17 protein-coding genes and 1 pseudogene are annotated in these 20,054 nt (G+C 60.9%); 16 read left to right on the plus strand and 2 right to left on the minus strand.

The genetic code is table 11. The annotated features are described in order from the left end of the window. Positions 1-67: 67 nt before the first annotated feature. Both HMPREF2999_RS09610 and HMPREF2999_RS09680 read right to left on the minus strand, forming a co-directional pair. A complete protein-coding gene (locus tag HMPREF2999_RS09610; RefSeq protein WP_246823095.1) occupies positions 68-562 on the minus strand; it encodes a DUF559 domain-containing protein in 495 nt (164 codons plus the stop codon). 324 nt (positions 563-886) lie between these two features. Further along, positions 887-1,024, minus strand: a pseudogene (locus tag HMPREF2999_RS09680) (transcriptional regulator); the annotation flags it as partial. A gap of 418 nt (positions 1,025-1,442) precedes the next feature. On the opposite strand from HMPREF2999_RS09680, the gene aspS reads away from it, so the two are divergent. The 16 genes from aspS (at position 1,443) to nusB (ending at position 19,655) form a co-directional block, all read left to right on the plus strand. After that, entirely contained in the window at positions 1,443-3,215 is a 1,773-nt protein-coding gene (gene aspS / locus HMPREF2999_RS06625; RefSeq protein ID WP_070676516.1) for an aspartate--tRNA ligase, read from the plus strand. 192 nt (positions 3,216-3,407) lie between these two features. Then, entirely contained in the window at positions 3,408-3,935 is a 528-nt protein-coding gene (locus HMPREF2999_RS06630) for a P-loop NTPase family protein (protein WP_070676514.1), read from the plus strand. Positions 3,936-4,088: 153 nt separating this feature from the next. Then, positions 4,089-4,523: a D-aminoacyl-tRNA deacylase gene (gene dtd, locus HMPREF2999_RS06635; RefSeq protein WP_070629812.1), complete on the plus strand. Its 435-nt coding sequence runs from the start codon at positions 4,089-4,091 to the stop codon at positions 4,521-4,523. A 184-nt stretch (positions 4,524-4,707) separates the two neighbouring features. Continuing rightward, positions 4,708-6,237, plus strand: a complete 1,530-nt coding sequence (locus HMPREF2999_RS06640; RefSeq protein ID WP_070676512.1) for a replication-associated recombination protein A — start codon at positions 4,708-4,710, stop codon at positions 6,235-6,237. A gap of 707 nt (positions 6,238-6,944) precedes the next feature. Continuing rightward, on the plus strand, positions 6,945-7,577 hold the full coding sequence (gene rpsD / locus HMPREF2999_RS06645) for a 30S ribosomal protein S4 (RefSeq protein ID WP_005508739.1): 633 nt from the start codon (positions 6,945-6,947) through the stop codon (positions 7,575-7,577). 305 nt (positions 7,578-7,882) lie between these two features. Next, the gene (locus HMPREF2999_RS06650; RefSeq protein ID WP_049350083.1) at positions 7,883-8,329 is read left to right on the plus strand and encodes a DUF948 domain-containing protein; all 447 of its coding nucleotides are present in this window, start codon (positions 7,883-7,885) and stop codon (positions 8,327-8,329) included. Beyond that, entirely contained in the window at positions 8,329-8,823 is a 495-nt protein-coding gene (locus HMPREF2999_RS06655) for a hypothetical protein (protein WP_005508736.1), read from the plus strand. Before HMPREF2999_RS06650 ends, HMPREF2999_RS06655 begins: the two co-directional genes overlap by 1 nt. A gap of 132 nt (positions 8,824-8,955) precedes the next feature. After that, positions 8,956-11,643 carry an alanine--tRNA ligase gene (gene alaS / locus HMPREF2999_RS06660; RefSeq protein ID WP_070676510.1) on the plus strand — a complete coding sequence of 896 codons (2,688 nt, stop codon included), beginning with the start codon at positions 8,956-8,958 and terminating at the stop codon, positions 11,641-11,643. Between the two features lie 2 nt (positions 11,644-11,645). Then, positions 11,646-12,209 carry a Holliday junction resolvase RuvX gene (gene ruvX, locus HMPREF2999_RS06665; RefSeq protein ID WP_005505922.1) on the plus strand — a complete coding sequence of 188 codons (564 nt, stop codon included), beginning with the start codon at positions 11,646-11,648 and terminating at the stop codon, positions 12,207-12,209. Then, positions 12,206-13,399: an endolytic transglycosylase MltG gene (mltG, locus tag HMPREF2999_RS06670; RefSeq protein WP_070676508.1), complete on the plus strand. Its 1,194-nt coding sequence runs from the start codon at positions 12,206-12,208 to the stop codon at positions 13,397-13,399. Before ruvX ends, mltG begins: the two co-directional genes overlap by 4 nt. A 255-nt stretch (positions 13,400-13,654) precedes the next feature. Then, positions 13,655-14,590 carry a shikimate dehydrogenase gene (locus HMPREF2999_RS06675; protein ID WP_070676506.1) on the plus strand — a complete coding sequence of 312 codons (936 nt, stop codon included), beginning with the start codon at positions 13,655-13,657 and terminating at the stop codon, positions 14,588-14,590. A 119-nt stretch (positions 14,591-14,709) separates the two neighbouring features. Further along, the gene (gene aroC / locus HMPREF2999_RS06680; protein ID WP_005508730.1) at positions 14,710-15,927 is read left to right on the plus strand and encodes a chorismate synthase; all 1,218 of its coding nucleotides are present in this window, start codon (positions 14,710-14,712) and stop codon (positions 15,925-15,927) included. Further along, on the plus strand, positions 15,927-17,312 hold the full coding sequence (locus HMPREF2999_RS09615) for a shikimate kinase (RefSeq protein ID WP_246823096.1): 1,386 nt from the start codon (positions 15,927-15,929) through the stop codon (positions 17,310-17,312). Before aroC ends, HMPREF2999_RS09615 begins: the two co-directional genes overlap by 1 nt. A gap of 25 nt (positions 17,313-17,337) precedes the next feature. Next, positions 17,338-18,468 (plus strand): 3-dehydroquinate synthase, encoded by a 1,131-nt coding sequence (aroB, locus tag HMPREF2999_RS06690; protein ID WP_070676504.1) that lies wholly within the window; start codon positions 17,338-17,340, stop codon positions 18,466-18,468. 213 nt (positions 18,469-18,681) lie between these two features. After that, positions 18,682-19,245, plus strand: a complete 564-nt coding sequence (efp, locus tag HMPREF2999_RS06695) for an elongation factor P (protein WP_005505932.1) — start codon at positions 18,682-18,684, stop codon at positions 19,243-19,245. Continuing rightward, positions 19,245-19,655, plus strand: a complete 411-nt coding sequence (gene nusB, locus HMPREF2999_RS06700; protein WP_005505934.1) for a transcription antitermination factor NusB — start codon at positions 19,245-19,247, stop codon at positions 19,653-19,655. Before efp ends, nusB begins: the two co-directional genes overlap by 1 nt. Positions 19,656-20,054: the final 399 nt, after the last annotated feature.

Genomic DNA, 20,054 nt, shown 5'->3' on the forward strand with positions numbered 1-20,054 from the left:
TGTCTTCGCCGTGGGTCTTTAACCCGGGGTGAAGACACTAACCTATCGACTGAGGCGTTTCCTCGCTTTATCTCAAGAGTAGTTTCCGCAAGTGGGTGATGACTTCCCGTTCTTTTTGAAAGATGTCAGCCCACGTGAGGTGTACGACCGTCCACCCGGCGCGGGCTAGGGCACGGTCGCGGGCTGCCTCGTAGCGGTCCCTGCCGGGGTGGTCCACGTATTTCTGTTCACCGTCGAACTCGAGAATGACCCGCGCTTCCAGCCAGGCGAAGTCCACTCGATAGTTACGACCCTCGCACGAAATCGGGTACTGCGTTACGGGGGAGGGTAGCCTGTGCTCCATGAGTAGGCACCGGGTGAGGCTTTCACCGGCCGACTCGCTGGATGCATCCACCGCCTGCGCCAGGAAAGGCCCTGCGGAACCGCCGTACCCGGTGAGGCTCAGTAGAATCTCGGTTACCTCGTGGGGCTCCATGAGCCCTCGCCGCATGATGGAGTCAGCGAGGACCACCGCCTCCCGAAAGGGCATGCTGCGCGCACAATCCTGCAGCGTGCGAGCCACCGTCGTAACCATGATGGATGTGCCCGGCAACCTGGTGACTTCCTCGGGGCCAGTGGCGCTGTAATGTCGGGTGATTCTTCCCTTGTCAGAGGTGCTATGACTACAGCTATACACGCTTATCATTTGGGGAACAGAGAGTACATCAAGTCCCCATAGCGCCGCGGCTGATGTGTGGGAGAAGATCCCTTGAAGACCCATCATCTGAGCAGCGATGCACCGTACCGTGAGCCGCTCTTCGGGGGTGAGTGCTTGGGCATCGCGGGTGTAAATATAGGCTCCTCGCTGGATACGTTGCAGAGACCCTTCCGCCACTAGCTTGCGAATGCGTTTCGGACCGATTCCTCGCAGGTTGAGCATCTGGGAGTTCAGCACGAATGGGTGTAGTTCTGCGGTACGGGTAATTTCTGGTGTAGCCGGTAGTACGTTTGGGACGCGTTGCCACGGAATAGTTGCTGTGTTCATAGGCTTTATCCTGGCAGGCTGTGTGAGGTTGTGGGGCTTGTTCGTGAAATCTGTGGATAACTTCGCGGATTCTACCAAAAAAAGTGTTTGTCCACAGGCATGCGGAATGGATTCCCCGGTAATACTTCGATAGGTTAGCGGCTTTTCGATAGGGTAATGCCTTCACCCCGGGTTAAAGACCCACGGCGAAGACACTAACCTATCGACCGCAGACACCCACGAACCTGCCGCCCTACCCGCATCCCGCCTCCGCGCCCCATTTTCTGGCGCCTGACTTGCCCAGACTTGCCCCTACCCGCCATCGACCTGCCCGGAGGGGATACAATATATGAGGCGCACGCAGTGTGCGCATATCATCAACCGCGTGTACCCGGCTACTGTCTATAGTCGTGAGGTGCCCGCTATGAAAGGAATGTCTGTGCTTCGCACTCACACCAACGGCGAGCTGACCGCCGCAAATATTGGAGAGACTGTTACCCTGACCGGTTGGGTGGCTCGCCGCCGCGACCACGGTGGTGTCGCTTTCGTTGACCTGCGTGACCGTGAGGGTGTCACGCAGTGTGTTTTCCACAATGAGGCTGATTTTGAGCACCTGCGCAACGAGTATGTGCTGCGTGTGACCGGTCTGGTGACTAAGCGCCCGGAGGGTAACGAGAACCCGAACCTGGCGACTGGCGAGATTGAGGTTGAGGTGTCCGCCGTTGAGGTGCTGAACACTGCCGCTCCGCTGCCTTTCCAGATTGACGAGCATGTTGAGGTGGGTGAGGAGGCGCGCCTGCGCTACCGCTACCTGGATCTTCGCCGCCCGGAGCCGGCTCGCATCATGCGCCTGCGTTCGGACGCGAACCGTGCGGCACGCAACCTGCTGGCCGAAGACGGCTACATTGAGGTTGAGACCCCGACCCTGACCCGTTCCACCCCTGAGGGTGCGCGTGACTTCCTGGTGCCGGCTCGTCTGGCTCCGGGTTCTTGGTATGCTCTGCCGCAGTCCCCGCAGCTGTTCAAGCAGCTGCTGCAGGTGGGCGGTATTGAGAAGTACTACCAGATTGCTCGTTGCTACCGTGACGAGGATTTCCGTGCGGACCGTCAGCCTGAGTTCACTCAGCTGGACATTGAGGCTTCGTTCGTTGATCAGGAAGACATCATTGAGCTGGGCGAGCGTATCGTTGAGGCCGTGTGGAACCTGATTGATGTGAAGGTTCCCCGCCCGATTCAGCGCATGACCTACAAGGATGCGATGGAGAAGTACGGTTCGGACAAGCCTGACCTGCGTTTTGGTCTGGAGCTGACTGAGCTGACCGAGTACTTCAAGGACACCACTTTCCGCGTGTTCAAGGCTCCTTACGTGGGTGCTGTTGTCATGCCCGGCGGTGCTTCTCAGGCTCGCCGTACCCTGGACGCTTGGCAGGAGTGGGCGAAGCAGCGCGGCGCTAAGGGCCTGGCTTATGTCCTCATTCAGGAGGATGGCGAGCTGACCGGCCCCGTGGCTAAGAACATCACTGACGCTGAGCGTGCTGGCCTGGCTGAGGCTACCGGCGCGAAGCCCGGCGACTGCATCTTCTTCGCTGCTGGTGAGGCTAAGGCTTCCCGTGCGCTGCTGGGTGCTGCTCGTGTTGAGATTGGTCACCGTACCGGCCTGATTAAGGACGGCGAGTGGTCCTTCGTGTGGGTTGTTGATGCTCCCATGTTTGAGTCTTCTGCTGAGGCTACTGAGTCCGGTGACGTGGCTCTGGGTCACTCCGCGTGGACTGCTGTGCACCACGCGTTCACCTCCCCGAAGCCTGAGTTCATGGATACTTTCGACACTGACCCGGGTTCGGCTCTGGCGTACGCTTACGACATTGTCTGCAACGGTAACGAGATTGGTGGCGGTTCGATTCGTATTCACCGCCGTGACGTGCAGGAACGCGTGTTCGCTGTGATGGGCATTGGTGAGGAAGAGGCTCAGGAGAAGTTCGGCTTCCTGCTGGATGCATTCAAGTACGGCGCACCGCCCATGGGTGGTATTGCGTTCGGTTGGGACCGTATTGTGTCTCTGCTGGCTGGCGTTGATTCGATCCGCGAGGTTATTGCGTTCCCGAAGACCGGTAACGGCTACGATCCGCTGACTGCGGCTCCTGCACCGATTACTCCGGAGCAGCGTAAGGAAGCTGGCGTTGATTTCAAGCCGAAGAAGAAGGACGAGGAGTAATCTTCTCTAGTCTTTGGTCGTGCGCCCCGTAGGGGTGTGGGCCTGTGCGGCGTGAACCCGGCGGGCGTTGAGTTGTGCCGGGGTCGCCGTTGAGGGTGGGCTGTGTATTCTGCTGGTGCAGGGTCGCAGCCCACCTTTTGTATCAACTGGCGTGCGTGCCGATTTGTGTACTAACCAAAGGGGGAGGGGAGCATGCGTATTCTGATTGCCGGCCCGAGCGGTAGCGGTAAGACGACGTTCGCGGCGCGGTTGGGGCGCCTCCTGGACATTCCGCATACGGAGATGGACTCGTTGCATTGGGGTCCGGACTGGACTCCGCGCCCTAGTTTTGAGGCGGATGTTCAGACACTCATTGAGCGGCCTGCCTGGATTACGGAGTGGCAGTATCCGCAGGTGCGCGGCCGCCTGCTGGAGCGTGCGGATGTGGTGATTTACTTGCGCTATAGCCGTGCGGTGGTCATGTGGCGTGTGGTTCGCCGGACGGTGCGTCGCGCTGTGACGGGGCAGAAGCTGTGGGCTGATAATGTGGAGCCGCCGCTGAAGAATATTCTGCGCGACCCGGACAACATGATTCGGTACACGTGGAGGAGCTACCCGCACGTCGGGGAGTTGCTGGCGGAGGCTCGCGGGCAGCATCTACAGAAGCGTTTTATTGAGTTTCGTACCCCGCGGGCGGCGAACCAGTTTTTGCGTGCCGTGCAGCTGCGCGGCGTGCTCTGAGGCTGTTGCCTCTAGAACTGCGGCTCCCCTAAACCAGCCGCGTCTAAAACAGCCGCCTCTAAAACGGCTACCGAGTGTGGTGTCGAAAGAGATATATGAGCCCGGTGAAGGCCGGCTCCAAGTTGAAAGATGAACCCAGTTGAAAGGTGAACGATGCGAGTAGTTATTCAGCGCGTGACCCGCGCGGCGGTGCGCGTGGCGGGTGAAACGCTCGGCGCGATTGAGCAGCCCGGCTACCTGGTGCTGGTCGGCATCACGCACGGTGACGGTGCGGCACAGATTGCGAAGCTTGCCGATAAGACCGCGAACCTGCGCCTGCTGGAGGGGGAGAAGTCCCTACTCGATGAGGGCGCACCCGTGTTGGCGGTCAGCCAGTTCACCCTGTACGGGGATGCGAAGAAGGGCCGCCGCCCCTCCTGGTCGGCTGCTGCGCCCGGCGCGGTGAGCGAGCCGCTGTTCAACGACTACGTGGAGGCGCTGCGTGAGCGTGGCCTGCACGTGGAGACCGGCGTGTTCGGTGCGGACATGCAGGTGGAGCTGGTCAATGACGGCCCGGTGACCCTGATTCTCGATAGTGAGACCCTCTAGGCCGGCGCTTTCGATAGGTTAGTGGATTGTCCCGGGGTTTAAAGCCTTGCCCCGGGGTTTAAAACCCACGGCGAAGACACTAACCTATCGAAAACCCATGTGGTGTCACGCCGCGAGCTAAATCCGCAGCTGTATACCCACACCCCGTACCCGCCTCCAGATTGTGAAACGATAGAGTAAGACTATGGCTGATTCCCTCTTTGACCTTGAGTTGCCCGATGACGGGGACCGCGTGAGCCTGATTGGTGCGCCCGCGGAGCCCGCCTCCTCGCGTGCCTCTGCGTCGCGTGCATATTCTGCGCGTTCGGCGTCTCGTGCGCCGTTGGCGGTGCGTATGCGTCCGCGCACGATTGATGAGGTTCTCGGCCAGGAGCATCTGCTGACTCCGGGTGCGCCTCTGCGCGTGTTGGCGGGGGAGAATGCCGGCCCGGCTGGCCCGTCCTCGGTGATTTTGTACGGCCCTCCGGGTACGGGTAAGACCACCCTGGCGCATGTGATTGCGCGCGCGCCGGGTCGTAAGTTCGTGGAGCTTTCGGCGATTACTGCGGGCGTGAAGGATGTGCGCGCGGTCATGGATCAGGCGCTGCTCGACCGCGACATGTACGGCACGACCACCGTGCTGTTCCTGGACGAGATTCACCGTTTTACGAAGGCTCAGCAGGATGCGCTCCTGCCAGGCGTGGAGAACCGCTGGGTGATTCTGGTGGCGGCTACGACGGAAAACCCGTCGTTCAGCATTATTTCGCCGCTGCTCTCGCGCTCGCTACTGTTGCGGGTTCATTCGCTGGAGCAGTCCGATATTGAGCGTCTGATTGACCGTGCGTTGGCTGATCCGCGCGGTTTTGGTGGTGCGGCGGTCATTGATGAGGATGCGCGCGCCCACCTCGCGGCGGTTTCTGGAGGCGACGCCCGCCGCTCCCTGACCTCGCTGGAGGCGGCGGCTGCGATTGCCTTTAGCGAGGCTGAACAGGCTTCGGCAGAATTTGCCGCCTCCGCCGAGGATTTGGCAGACCCGGCGGGGGAGTCGGGGGAGAAGTCTACGAAACCTGCCGCGCCCGTGCGCATCACCCTGGCGCATGCTACGGAGGCGGTGGACCGCGCCGCGATCCGCTACGACCGTTCGGGTGATCAGCATTATGACGTGGTGAGTGCGTTCATTAAGTCCATGCGTGGCTCTGATGCGGACGCCGCTGTGCACTACCTGGCGCGCATGCTGGAGGGCGGCGAGGATCCGCGTTTTGTGGCTCGTCGCATCATGATTTTGGCGAGTGAGGATATTGGTCTGGCTGATCCGCAGGCTCTGCAGGTGGCGACGGCTGCGGCGCAGTCGGTGGCGCTGGTGGGCATGCCGGAGGCGCGTATTATCCTGTCGCAGGCGGTGATTTATTGTGCGCTCGCGCCGAAGTCGAATGCGGCGTATAACGCGATTAACCGCGCGATTGCGGATGTGCGTGCGGGTGCTTCGGGTCAGGTTCCGGTGCATTTGCGTGATGGTCATTATGCGGGGGCTAAGCAGTTTGGTCACGGTGTGGGGTATGTGTATGCGCATGATGAGCCGGGGCATGTGGCGGCGCAGCAGTACCTGCCGGATACTCTGCGCGGCACGGTGTATTACGAGCCGACGCAGCACGGTTTTGAGCGTACGTTGACGGAGCGACGTGAGCGTATCCGCCGTATTTTGGATGCGGCTCCGGTGCAGGATACGACCCGTTAGCTTACGTGGCTCCCATCGAGCCGTCTACTACTTTGAGCGCTGACCACCGGGGGAGTGACACACCCCGGCGGGCAAGCCAGCCGCGCGAGCTAGCCACATGAACCGGCCGCGCCAGATAGTGAGCAAACAGAAAGCGGTGCGTAGTACCTCGGTAGTACTGCGCACCGCGTCAGAGTTTTGAGTTGTGATAGACGTCTTGGCTGTCGGCCTTCCCGGAAGGGCGGACGCCAAGCTTGTTATGGTTTCTAGTCTAGGCGATATGGGGGTCTGATTCAAGCTAATCCCATAGATTCACAGGTTAAAAATAACGAAATGATTACAATCCAACATCTCGACCCCGCAATTTTTCGGGAAAGGCACGCCTAAATAGCCCTGACGGGTGCAAATATTTTCTGTTGGGGTCGTGTGGGTAACCATCAAAAACCCACACCCACGGTGATTTGAACCAAAGATTTCCCAAAAGGCTGGTAAAGCCCGGGTGCATCCGGTAAGCTTGACGGGTCTGGCAATTACTATGCCCGCATTCGTGCGAGCGTCAGTAATGTAGCTGCGGGGTACTCTGCCCCGAGCTCTCCGCCCCACCGCCGTACAGCAACGACCGAACCGGTCGCGTACGGATTCCGGCGGGGTCAACCGAGGAGGCCAGTATTCAACAGACCGAGGCCCCACCCGCAAGGGTGCAGGAGCCTCACATAGAAAGGTAGATTGTGGCTAAGCACAACCGCACCCGCCGTACCGTGCGTCAGTCCCGTGCCCTGGGCATTGCACTGACCCCGAAGGCAGAAAAGTACCTCGAGCGTCGTCCTTACGGCCCCGGCCAGCACGGCCGTGCCCGCAAGAAGGCTGACTCCAACTACGCTACCCAGCTGAAGGAAAAGCAGCGTCTGCGCGCTCAGTACAACATCCGCGAGGCACAGATGCGCCGCGCATACCTCGAGGCAAAGCGTACCGAGGGCCAGACCGGTAAGAACATGGTCGAGCTGCTCGAGACCCGCCTCGACGCTCTGGTTCTGCGTGCAGGCTTCGCCCGCACCATTGCACAGGCACGTCAGATGGTTGTTCACCGTCACATCATGGTTGACGGCGTTCGCGTGGACCGCCCCTCGTTCCACGTCAAGCCCGGCCAGCTGATCCACGTTCACCCCAAGGCTGAGAAGACCACCCCCTTCCAGGCTGCGGCTGCAGGTGAGAACCAGGCAGTTCTGCCCGAGGTTCCCGCATACCTGAACGTTGAGATCGAGAAGCTGCACGCAAAGCTTGAGCGTAAGCCCAAGCGCGAAGAGATCCCCGTGATCTGCGACGAGCAGCTGGTCGTTGAGTACTACTCGCGTCTGGCATAATCTCGATTTTTCGAGAAGCAACCCGTCCTGCACCGTTCGGTGGGGGCGGGTTGTTCCCGTTTAACGCGCGGGTTTTCGGGGTATATACACTACAGGGCAGTGATGCCGCTGAACCTGTGAATCTTCCGTCGCTGGGAGTTTCATGAGAGTTTAGGGGGCGCTTGAAGGATTTTTCGACTAAAATAGGGGATTGAGCTGTGTATACAGTCCTGAACTGTATGCACGATTCGGCTGCGCGCCACGGTGGCGTCCAGCCTTGTACGACTATTGATAAGCATCATGCATTGAGCGGAATGGGGTTATAGATGACCGGCGGAGATATTGCGGGCCTGATTGCAGCAGGAGTTTTTGCGATTCTGGTGGCTCTGCTTGCGCTACCCATTATTCGCCTGACCAAGGTGTTTGATGAGCTTATCGTGACGATTCGTTCGCTGAACCAGAGCACCGGCCCCCTCATTGAAGAGGTGACCCGCACTGTGGTGACCACCAATGAGCAGCTGGAGAAGGTTGACGACATCACTTCGAATGTTTCGGATGCGTCCGCGAACGTTTCTGCGCTGTCCTCGCTGGTGACCTCGACTGTGGGTCAGCCGCTGATTAAGGTTGCGTCCTTCTCGTACGGTGTGCGTCAGGCATTCCGCGGCGGTAAGTCCGGCGATGCACACGGCACCGCTGGCAACACCGGCAACACCCACACTGGCGGCCAGTACGGTTCGGCACAGTCCTCTTACTCTGCAGGCGGTGAAAACTAATGGGTCTGCTTCGTTCAGCTCTTCTGCTCGGCGCCGGCGCGGCGGTTGGTTACTTCGCTTCCAGGCGTGCCGCCTCCGAACCTGCTCAGCGTACCCCCGGCAGCGCCCTGCTCATGCGTGAGCACGGTGAGCTTGCCCTCAACCCGGAGTCTCAGATGGGAAAGTTCTTCGATTCGCCGATTGGCAAGCCCCTGCAGCCGTATGCGTTGCGTGCTGTTGAGTTCGCCGCCCGCGTGCGTGAAGGCATGCAGGAGAAGGAGATGGAGCTCAACGCTAAGGTGGAGCGCCAGAAGCAGGATCTGCGTCCTGGCTCCCTGGACACCTGGGACCGCCAGATGAGCTCGGCTGAGATTGAGTCCACGAACCGCCGCCTGGCTGAGCGTGAACTCATTGAGGTGGAGGCTGAGATTGCCTCCTTGGAAGAGGCTCAGAAGCGAGCGCGTGAGCAGCGTATTGCGCGTGACCGTCAGCTCGGCGACGGCTTCTTCAACTAGGTTTTTAAAGGTGGTGCTTTTGTCCGTTAACCACGGTACGAGGGTGGCTCGATTAGCCATTTTGCTCTCGGACAGGCACCATAGGTCAGTAGACTAATTTAGAATTTCGCACAGATTACTCTAAGGAACGAGATGCTCTCACAGGAGATTTCTAAGCGCTGGATCGATTTCTTCGCTTCCCGCGGCCATACTGTGGTGCCTTCGGCATCGCTGATTTCGAACGAGCCCGGCGCTATGTTCACCATTGCCGGTATGGTGCCGTTCATTCCCTACTTCCTGGGCCGTGAGACCCCTCCGTTCTCCCGCGCGACCAGCGTGCAGAAGTGCATCCGCACCCTGGACATTGAAGAGGTTGGTAAGACTGCGCGTCACGGTACCTTCTTCCAGATGGCTGGTAACTTCTCCTTCGGTGATTACTTCAAGGAGCAGGCGATTCCGTTTGCTTACGAGCTGCTGACCACCCCTCAGGATAAGGGCGGTTTCGGTCTGGATCCGGAGCGCCTGTGGGTCACCATTTATGAGGGTGACGATGAGGCCTTCGACATTTGGCACAACAAGGTGGGCTTCCCGGCTGAGCGTATTCAGCGTATGGGCATGAAGGAAAACTACTGGTCCACCGGTCAGCCCGGCCCCGCAGGCCCCGACTCGGAGATCTTCTACGACCGTGGCCCCGCGTACGGTAAGGAAGGCGGCCCGGCGGCTGACGACGACCGTTACATTGAGATTTGGAACCTTGTGTTCATGCAGTACCAGCGTGGCGAGGGCATCGGTAAGGATGACTTCGAGATTCTGGGTGATTTGCCGAAGAAGAACATCGATACCGGTCTGGGCGTTGAGCGTCTTGCCATGCTGCTGCAGGGTGTTGAGAACTTCTACGAGACCGACCAGGTTCGCCCCGTTCTGGACGCTGCTTCTAAGCTGTCCGGTAAGAAGTACCACGGCTCTGAGTCCGCTGAGGACGAGGGCTATGAGGACGACGTGCGTATGCGCGTGGTGGCTGACCACATCCGCTCTTCGCTGATGCTGATTGCTGACGGCGTGACCCCCTCGAACGAGGGTCGCGGCTACATTCTGCGCCGTCTGATGCGCCGTGCGATTCGTGCGATGCGTCTGCTGGGCGTGACTGAGCCCTGCCTGCCCGTGCTGTTCCCGGCTTCGCGTGATGCGATGAAGGGTGCTTTCCCGTACGTTGCTGACGACTTCGAGCGTATTTCCCGTATTGCGTACGCTGAGGAGAAGGCGTTCCTGCACACCATTGAGACCGGTACTGAGCGTCTGGAAGAGGCTGTTGCTGCGGCTAAGAAGGACGGCTCTAACGCTGTTTCTGGTGCTGAGGCGTTTGCTCTGCACGACACCTACGGCTTCCCGATTGACCTGACCCTGGAGATGGCTGCTGAGGCTGGCGTGAAGGTGGATGAGAAGTCCTTCCGCGAGCTGATGGCTGAGCAGCGTCACCGTGCGCAGGCTGACGCTAAGGCGAAGAAGGGTGCGTTTGCTGACCTGTCTGAGCTGCGTAAGCTTGTGGACGAGCGCGGCTCCATCTTCACCGGTTATACCGAGCTGCGTACTGAGACTAAGCTGCGTGCAATCCTGGTGGACGGCGTGTCTGTGCCCGCCGCTAAGGCCGGCGACAAGATTGAGGTTGTCCTGGATGAGACTCCGTTCTACGCGGAGGCTGGTGGCCAGGCAGCTGATACCGGTGTCATTACCGGCAACGGCTTCGTCATTGACGTTCAGGACGTTCAGCAGCCCGTGAAGGGTCTGAGCGTTCACCGCGCCGTTGTGCGTGAGGGTGAGGTTCACACCGGTGCCGATGTTGTGGCACAGGTTGATGTTCAGCGCCGCCGCGACGGTGAGAAGGCACACTCCGGTACCCACATCATTCACGCTGCCCTGCACCAGGTGCTCGGCAACGAGGCTACTCAGCGTGGCTCTTTCAACAAGGAAGGCTACCTGCGCTTCGACTTCGCGTGGAGCGAGGGCCTGTCCGAGTCCGCTAAGCGTGAGGTTGAAGAGGTTGCTAACCTCGCGATCCGCGATAACCACGAGGTAATTACTCGTGAGATGCCGCTGGCTGAGGCTAAGGCTCTGGGCGCGATGAGCCTCTTCGGCGAGAAGTACGGCGACGTGGTGCGTGTTGTTGAGATCGGCGGCGAGTTCTCCCGCGAGCTGTGCGGTGGTACCCACGTTGGTTCGTCCGCTGAGATTGGTTCGCTGACCCTGCTGACCGAGGGCTCTGTTGGCTCCGGTAACCGCCGTGTTGAGGCTCTGGTGGGTCTGGATTCCTTCAACCACCTGGCTGCTGAGCGTACCCTGGTGAACCAGCTGACCGGCCTGATGAAGGTTCAGTCTTCCGCGGATCTGCCGGAGAAGATTAACCAGACTCTGGCTAAGCTGAAGGCTGCTGAGAAGGAACTGGCTCAGCTGCGCCGCGAGAAGCTGCAGGCTGAGGCTGGCAAGTTGCTGGAGAACGCACAGACCATCGGTTCTGTTCGCGTTCTGGCGCATGACGCTGGCGAACTGGACGCTAACGGCGTTCGTGACCTGGCTCTGGATCTGCGTTCGCGCTTCGGTTCCGAGGCTGCTGTTGTCGCCGTGGTGGGTGTGGCTAATGGCCGCCCCGTCGTCCTGGTGGCAACCAACGAGGGTGCTCGTGAGGCTGGCGTGAAGGCTGGCGCTCTGGTCCGCGTCGCTGCCGGTGTTCTCGGCGGCGGTGGCGGCGGTAAGGACGACGTCGCTCAGGGTGGTGGCCAGGACGCATCCAAGGTTGGTGCTGCACTGGACGCTGTCCGCGACGCTATCGCACAGGCTCAGGCCTAAACATGGCAGAATTCCAGCGCGGAGTGCGGATGGGTGTCGATGTGGGTAACGCCCGCGTCGGCACCGCCCTCAGCGACCCCGACGGTATTCTCGCCACCCCGCTCAAGACGTTGCGCCGCGACGCGAAGAAGAACTCTGACCGCCGTGTTTTGCGCAAGCTGATTGAGGTGAACGAGGTGGTGGAGGTTTTCGTCGGGCTTCCGAAGACCATGCGTGGTGGGGATTCTCCTTCCACGGAAATGGCTCGGGAGTACGCTCAGGCTCTGCGCTCCGAGCTGGATGCCGAAGAGAAAACACACATTAACATTTGGCTGGTGGATGAGCGACTCACCACCGTGAGCGCTCACCGTGCACTGCACGAGGCTGGGGTTTCCAGCCGAGATTTCAAGACTATGGTTGACCAGGTGGCGGCTGTGAACATTTTGCAGTACAGCCTGGATGCCCTCAAGGCGGGGCAGTCCGTAGCCGGGTACAAGGTGAGCGATCCGGCCCACGAAGAAAACCGACCGTCCGAGTCAGAAGGGACCGCGGTTGGTGCCGTCAACGAAACGGAGAACCTTCAGTGACCGAACAGAATAAACATCCCGAAGAGAGCGGGCTCGACCTCTTTAGGCCCACGGCTGAGGACGAACGTAAGGGTATTACCGGCATTACGATGGAACAGGAAATCGTGTCGGTGGCTACGTTGCGTGCGCGTAAGCGCCGCCGCCGCGCCGTTTTGCTGAGCGCAATTTCCCTGTTTGTCGTGGCTCTGGTCATCATTTCTGGTGCCCTGATTACTCGCTACGACCCGTTCAAGAATCGTGACTACTCGGGTGGCGGTAACGGCACGACCGTGACCTTCACGATTCGTTCCGGCCAGTCCACCGCGCAGGTGGCGCAGGAGCTTGAGGCGGCGGGCATCATTGCTGATGCTGATAAGTTCGTTGAGGTGTACACCAAGGAGAGCAAGGGCAAGTACCTGCAGCCTGGCACCTACGAACTGCAGCAGCACATGAGCAGCTCGAGCGCGATTACGACCATTATCGAGGCGAACAGCAACGTACTGTACCTGGCGATTCCGCAGGGTAAGCGCGTGAGCGAGACCATCGATCTGATTGTTTCTGGCTCCGATGGCGCGTTCACCCGCAAGCAGGTTGAGGACGCGGTCAACAACTACACCCAGTACGGTGTGCCGAGCAACTTCCCCTCGATTGAGGGTTGGCTGCACCCGGGTGAGTACCGCTTCCCGAAGGGCACCGACATCAAGAAGGTCATTCAGACCATGGTTGATAAGACCAAGGCTGACCTGAAGGAAGCCGGCGTGAGCGGCGACCAGAAGACCTTCGAGGTGCTGACCATCGCCTCCATCGTGGAGCTTGAGGCTCAGCCGAAGGACTACGTGGCGGTTGCAGGCATCATTGAGAACCGCCTGAACAACCCCGACGGTGAGACCTCCGGCCTGATTCAGTCGGATGCGACCGTGACCTACGGTCTGGGCGTCCGCTCGTACCACCTGACTGAAGAGCAGAAGGCAGATAAGAGCAATAAGTACAACACTTATGCGAATAAGGGTCTTCCGAAGGGTCCGATTGGTTCCCCGCAGCTGGCTTCGATTAAGGCTGCTGCGGCTCCTGAGAAGAACCCGTACTACTACTGGGTGACTGTGGACCTGGATTCCGGTGAGACTAAGTACTCCCGCACTTACGCTGAGCACCAGCGTTACGTTGAAGAGTACAACCAGTGGTGTTCTAAGCACCCGAACCGCTGTAGCTAAGTTGTAGCTCATTGGTTTAGCTGGTAGCTACGATTTGGTAGCTTCGGCGTGAAGGTTCCTTGCTGAGGCGGGTACCGCCTCCACGAGAGTGGGGGAGGTACCCGCCTTTGCTATACCCGAATATTGGTTTGTCCCTTAAAATGGGTTAGAGTGCGCCCATGAACGCGGGTTCGTGGCGTGCGTGTCCGCAAGCCCGCAAGCCCCAAACCCCCAGCGTTGAGAACGACCCCCCGCGTTGAGAGCGAAAGAGAGCCGATGAAGACTGAACCGTACCGTGAGGCCCCGTATCTTCGCCGCGCCTACGTGCTGGGGCACCCTATTGCGCATTCGCTGTCGCCTGCGCTGCATCGTGCCGCGTACGACTTTTTGGGTGAGCAGAATTTGGGTTATGATCGCCGCGATACTCTGCCCGATGATTTGCCGGCGATTATGCACGGTGTGCGTCACCCGAAGGGTACGGAGGACGCCCCGTATATTGCGGGCCTGTCGGTGACGATGCCGTTGAAGACCGCGGTCATCAAGTATTGCGATGAGCTGAGCGAGACTGCCCGCGTGACCGGTGCGGTGAACACGGTGTATCCGCGCGGTGAGAAGGTGCTGGGCGATAACACGGACGTGATCGGCATTGTGAACGCGCTGCGCCACGCCGGTTTGGAACCGGAACCGTTTAAGGATTCTGCCGCGATTGTGGGCGGGGGAGCGACCGCTATTTCCGCCCTGACCGCACTGCATCAGCTGGGGTATTCCCGTGTGAGCGTGTACGCCCGTTCGCTGCATAAACTCGGTAGCGTGCAGGAGGCGGCGGACCGCCTGGGCGTTCAGCTGGAACAGGTTTCCCTGGCTGAGCTACCGCAGAATCTTGCTGAGCGTGGCCATCACCCGGTGGTGTCTACTCTTCCTGCCCATGCGGCGGATGAGTGGGCGAGCCAGCTGAGCGGGCTGAAGGGCGCCTCCGCGACGCACCGGCCGGTACTGCTCGATGTTGCGTATAACCCGTGGCCTTCGGTGCTGGCGAGCGCTTGGGAGGCTAGCGGCGGCACGATGGTTTCTGGCCTGGAGATGCTGCTGTATCAGGCGGTGGAGCAGGTGCTGCTGTTTACCGACCGCACCCTGTCTGAGGGTGAGCTACTGGGCTTGGTGAATGCGATGTGCGCGGCGGTTAATCTTGCGCCTCGTGCTTCCGTTTCGTGAAAAAAGCGTGCTTTCACTCGCTCAGTAAACGGGCATTTTATACACTATTTATACACGTGAAGAATTATTATTCCTTCCTCCTGCGCTGCGGTGCGGGTGCGATGAAAAGAGGTTAACCTATGGCCCTGCGTTGGCTCACTGCCGGAGAATCCCACGGCGAGGCGCTCGTCGGCATTATTGAGGGCGTACCCGCCGGTGTGGAACTCACCAGCGACATGGTGCGTGACGCCCTGGCTCGTCGCCGCCTCGGCTACGGCCGCGGTGCCCGCATGAAGTTTGAGGAGGACCGCGTGCGCATCCTGGGCGGTGTGCGTCACGGCCTGACTCAGGGCGGCCCGGTCGCGATTGAGATTGCGAACACCGAGTGGCCCAAGTGGACTGACGTGATGAGCTCCGACCCGGTGGATCCGAAGCTGATTGAGGGTCGTGCGCGTAACGCTGCGCTGACCCGTCCGCGCCCCGGTCACGCCGATTTTGCGGGTATGCAGAAGTACAACTTCTCTGAGGCTCGCCCGGTGCTGGAGCGCGCCTCCGCACGTGAGACTGCGACCCGCGTGGCTCTTGGCGTGGTTGCCGCCCAGATTTTGAAGGCTCTGGGCGTTGAGCTGGTTTCTCACACCGTGGCTGTGGGTGGCGTGCACGCTCCCGAGGGCGCCCCGGTGCCTTCGCCTCGCAACGTTGACCAGCTGGATGCTGACCCGCTGCGCTGCTTCGACAAGGCAACCTCCGACGCGATGGTTCAGCGCGTGGACGAGGCGCACAAGGACGGCGAGACTCTCGGCGGCGTGGTTGAGGTGCTCGCGTACGGTATGCCTCCCGGACTGGGTTCGTACGTGCACTGGGACCGCCGCCTGGACGCGCGCCTTGCCGCAGCGCTGATGGGTATTCAGGCGATTAAGGGCGTTGAGGTTGGCGACGGTTTCGCGACCGCTGACCGCCCGGGCACTGCCGCTCACGACGAGATTTCCATTGGTGAGCACGGCGTTACCCGCGATACCAACCGTGCCGGTGGTATTGAGGGCGGCATGAGCATTGGCGACCTGCTGCGTGTGCGCGCGGCAATGAAGCCCATTGCGACCGTGCCGAAGGCCCTGAAGACCATTGACACTTCCACCGGTGAAGAGGCTCGCGCCCACCACCAGCGTTCGGACGTGTGTGCTGTTCCCGCCGCCGGCGTGGTGGCGGAGGCTATGGTCGCCCTGGTGCTCGCTGAGGCTGCACTGGAGAAGTTTGGTGGCGACTCGATTGGTGAGACTCGCCGCAACATGGATTCCTACCTGGACGCTATCCCGGCGTCTCTGGCGTGGGAGTCTAACGTGGCTGGTTGGGACGCGTAGTGCCCCTTCCGGTTGAGCCTGCGGGCGTTCACCCCGTCGCGTCGAGCCCCCTGGCGCGTATTGCTGCGGCTGCGCAGCGTGCGCGAGGGGGCGCTTCGACGCGCCCGGAACCCGGCGCAGAATCCGGCGTGTCTGAACCCGGTGTACCTGCTGCGGCTGAGCAGAGTGTTGAGGCTGCGGGCGCTGAGCCTGTTGAGACTGCGAGCGCTGGGGCTCGTGAGGCCGTTGCGCGTGAGGCCACCGCATCGGTTTCTTCTGCATCAGTTTCTTCTGCGCGCCCGGCTTCTCGCGTGCCCACCCCCGCTGACCTGATGCGTTCTGGCGCCCGCCCCCTGCCCGCCGCCGCTGCGGCGAACACGCAGGGTGTGCGCCTGTACGCCTCCTCGGTATCTGAGGACGCCGACCCGGCGCTCGGCCTGGACGAGGACCTGCGCCTGAAGCTGCTCAGCGCCCTGCAGGGCATGGGCACCGCTGAAGAGGAACCCCGCAAGGAACCCGCACAGGCGGATGCACCCAAGCTTGCACCTGCACATCCTGTAGCTGTGCCCGCGGCTGAACCCGCCAAGCCGGTCCGTCCGACTCCGGCGCTGTTCGGCAAGGTCCAGGTTGCCGCACCCGCCGAACCTACCGCGCACCCCGCGGAAGAAGAGAACCAGGCGGGGGAGAAGCCCCTCGACGCTTCCGAGCTGCCCGCAACCCCTGCTGAGTCTGTGGCACCCGCAGAGCTCACCGCCCCCACAGAGCTTGCTGTCCCCGCAGAAGCGCTCGCAGAAGACGAGTCCGCCGGCGCTCGCATCCACCCGCAGCAGGTGCGTGAAATGCACGAGAACTTCGCGGAACGCTCCCGACCCATTGTGCTCATTGGCCCCATGGCGGCAGGTAAGACCTACATTGGTACGCACCTGGCGCGTTTCTACGGCTACGAGTTCCTCGACGCCGACCAGCTCATTGTCGAACGCTACGGCGAAGTCTCCGAAATCTTCGAGATTTTCGGTGAGGCGTACTTCCGCGAGCTCGAACGCAAAACCATCGAAGAGGTCCTCACCTCGCCCGTGTACCGCAACACGGTGTTCTCCCTGGGCGGTGGCGCGCCCATGACCGACTCGGTCGCGGAGCTGCTCAAGGACGAATGCGTGGTGTACATCCTCGTTGATGCTGACACCGTCACCCCGCGCATTACCGGCAATAAGACCCGCCCGCTGCTGCAGCCGAACCCGGTCGAGCGGTGGACCGACATTTTTGAGCGCCGCCGCAGCCGATACGAAGAGCTGGCGCACTTCACCCTGGACGCACGAGGCGGCCGCCCCATCACCGAGATGACCGCTGAAATCCAGGCGTACGTGACCGCAACCCGTGCCTCCCGCGCGCAGCGCCCCCAAGCATAACCCCTCACCTGTGAAAGGACACATGATGAGCACTCAGCCCACCCCCACTTTCGGTGCCTCCGGCGCGGAAGATATTACCCGCATCCCGGTGACCGGCAGCTCCCCGCGTGAGAACTATGAGGTTCTCATCGGCCACAACCTGCTCGGTAAAATCCCCGAAATTCTGGGCAACCGCGCCAAGAAGGTGCTCGTGATTCACCCGCGTGCCCTGCGTTCCACCGGTGAGCTGGTCATGGAAGACCTGCGTGCCATGGGCTACGAATCGTTCAGCGCCGAAATTCCGGACGCTGAGGAGGCAAAGCACTACCAGGTGGCGGCGTTCTGCTGGCAGGTGCTCGGTCAGAACGACTTCACCCGCACCGACGCGATCATCTCTGTGGGCGGCGGTGCCATTACCGACGTTGCCGGCTTCGTCGCGGCAACCTGGCTGCGCGGCGTGCGCGTTATTCACATTCCGACCACCCTGCTCGGCATGGTGGACGCTGCCGTGGGCGGTAAGACCGGCATCAACACCGCCGAAGGTAAGAACCTGGTCGGCGCGTTCTGGCCGCCCGCCGCAGTGCTCTGCGAGATTGGCACCCTGCGCACCCTGCCTGAGCATGAGCTGCTGACCGGCATGGGTGAGGTCGTCAAGTGCGGATTCATCGCAGACCCCGAAATTCTTGACCTGATCGAGGCAAACCCGCAGGCCGTGCGCGATTCGCAGTCCGCCGTGATGCGCGAGCTCATTGAGCGCAGCGTGCGCGTGAAGGCTGAGGTTGTCTCCGAGGACCTGCGCGAGTCCGGCCGCCGCGAAATCCTGAACTACGGCCACACCCTCGCCCACGCCATCGAACGTAACGAGCGCTACCAGTGGCGTCACGGCGCGGCAGTGTCCGTCGGCATGGTCTACGCCGCCGAACTGGCGCTGGCAACCGGCCACGCCGACGAAGAACTCGTGGCACGCACCCGCCGCATCCTCGAATCCCTGGGCCTGCCCACCTCCTACAAAGCAGACGCATGGCCCCAGCTGCTCGAAGCAATGCGCCGCGACAAGAAGGCACGCGGCAACCTGCTGCGCTTCATCATTCTTGACGGTTTGGCTCGCCCGCGCGTCTACGAGGTGCCGGACGACTCGATCCTGTACATGACCTACCAGGAAATCATCTCCGAGTAGGTGCGAGTCCCGTATATTCACCGGATGCACCCGGCGCGTGTTTGCTAATACGCGCCAGCCGGGCGGGGTGCCACAGAAAAACTGTGACGCCCCTGCTAGGCAAACTCGTGCGCATCCTGTAGAATGTACGGGACATATTTTTGCTCATTGAAAACTTAGCGCCTCGCCGGGTACCACTACGGCGTGAGCGTCGATGACACGAAGGAGAGCCCCATGGCATCCACTACCGATATTAAGAACGGCGCCGTCCTGAAGATTGACGGCAACCTCTGGTCCGTCGTAGAGTTCCAGCACGTTAAGCCCGGCAAGGGTGGCGCATTCGTCCGCACCAAGCTGCGCAACGTTACCTCCGGCAAGGTCGTCGACCGCACCTTCAACGCTGGCGCTAAGATCGAAACCGCAACCGTTGACCGCTCCGACTACCAGTACCTGTACCAGGACGGCGACGACTACGTCTTCATGGACATGAAGACCTACGACCAGATCAACGTTCCCGCAACCGTTGTCGGCGACGCAGCAAACTACATGCTCGAGTCCCAGACCGCAACCATCGCAATGCACGAGGGTAGCCCCCTGTACATCGAACTGCCCGCATCCGTGGTCCTCGAAATCACCTACACCGAGCCCGGCCTGCAGGGTGACCGCTCCACCGGCGGCACCAAGCCCGCAACCGTTGAGACCGGCTACGAGATCCAGGTTCCCCTGTTCCTGGAGACCGGCACCAAGGTCAAGGTTGACACCCGCACCGGTGAGTACCTTGGTCGTGTGAACGACTAATGAATTCGCGTACTAAAGCCCGATTGCGCGCCCTCGAAGTGCTCTTCGAGGCGGATCAGCGCAACGAAGATTATATTGAGGTACTCCGCCGCCGCCGACTGTACACGGTAGCGCAGATTTCTGCTTACTCTGAGGAAATCATTCGTGGCGTCCGCGACCACGACGAAGAGATCCGTGAGTTTGTGGAGACTTACGCCCGTGACTGGTCCTTCGAGCGTATGCCCGCCGTGGACCGTGCCGTGCTGCGTATTGGCACTTGGGAGCTTCTGTACAATGATGAAGTTCCGGATGCTGTCGCAATTTCTGAGGCTGTCGGTCTGGCGCGTGTGCTGTCCACGAATGAATCTCCGAAGTTCGTGAACGGTCTGCTGGATAAGCTCCGTCAGGTGAAGCCGACCCTGCTCGCGTAAGACGTCCCGCCGCGGCCTGCCCGCCAGCCTGTAGCTGGTTGGTTTGCTGCCGTTGAGGATGCGCCCGCAGGGGAGCGTACGTGAAACCCCCGCCGTACTGTAGTTCGCTACAGGACGGCGGGGGTTTTCTGTGTCTAGGTTGCGTTTGGTTGGTGCAGTTCTGCGTGGGGTTTCGTATTGGGTGCGGATGCGCTCGCAGGGTTTGTTAGCAACAGTCGAGGCTTCACCGGACAACGCGGGCGGGGGAGTGCCCCCTCTGCGGCGCTGAGCGCCTTGAGGACGGAGCCCCCGCCCTGCGTGCCCGGTATGCGCCTCTATGCATACCTCAGATATGCCCTTGTCTGCACCTATATGAACGGAACATTGCCAAAATGGACAAATAGCGAGCCGGGGTGTGTG

This window comes from Rothia sp. HMSC066H02, from assembly GCF_001814995.1.
GTDB classification, from domain to species: domain Bacteria; phylum Actinomycetota; class Actinomycetes; order Actinomycetales; family Micrococcaceae; genus Rothia; species Rothia mucilaginosa.

What these genes read in the sequence shown, in the direction of transcription:
- HMPREF2999_RS06640 (WP_070676512.1), top strand. Translation starts at nt 4,708, where the DNA reads ATGGCTGATTCCCTCTTTGACCTTGAGTTGCCCGATGACGGGGACCGC.
- ruvX (WP_005505922.1), top strand. Translation starts at nt 11,646, where the DNA reads ATGGCAGAATTCCAGCGCGGAGTGCGGATGGGTGTCGATGTGGGTAAC.
- HMPREF2999_RS06630 (WP_070676514.1), top strand. Translation starts at nt 3,408, where the DNA reads ATGCGTATTCTGATTGCCGGCCCGAGCGGTAGCGGTAAGACGACGTTC.
- HMPREF2999_RS06655 (WP_005508736.1), top strand. Translation starts at nt 8,329, where the DNA reads ATGGGTCTGCTTCGTTCAGCTCTTCTGCTCGGCGCCGGCGCGGCGGTT.
- aroB (WP_070676504.1), top strand. Translation starts at nt 17,338, where the DNA reads ATGAGCACTCAGCCCACCCCCACTTTCGGTGCCTCCGGCGCGGAAGAT.
- nusB (WP_005505934.1), top strand. Translation starts at nt 19,245, where the DNA reads ATGAATTCGCGTACTAAAGCCCGATTGCGCGCCCTCGAAGTGCTCTTC.
- HMPREF2999_RS06650 (WP_049350083.1), top strand. Translation starts at nt 7,883, where the DNA reads ATGACCGGCGGAGATATTGCGGGCCTGATTGCAGCAGGAGTTTTTGCG.
- alaS (WP_070676510.1), top strand. Translation starts at nt 8,956, where the DNA reads ATGCTCTCACAGGAGATTTCTAAGCGCTGGATCGATTTCTTCGCTTCC.
- dtd (WP_070629812.1), top strand. Translation starts at nt 4,089, where the DNA reads ATGCGAGTAGTTATTCAGCGCGTGACCCGCGCGGCGGTGCGCGTGGCG.
- HMPREF2999_RS06675 (WP_070676506.1), top strand. Translation starts at nt 13,655, where the DNA reads ATGAAGACTGAACCGTACCGTGAGGCCCCGTATCTTCGCCGCGCCTAC.
- efp (WP_005505932.1), top strand. Translation starts at nt 18,682, where the DNA reads ATGGCATCCACTACCGATATTAAGAACGGCGCCGTCCTGAAGATTGAC.
- aroC (WP_005508730.1), top strand. Translation starts at nt 14,710, where the DNA reads ATGGCCCTGCGTTGGCTCACTGCCGGAGAATCCCACGGCGAGGCGCTC.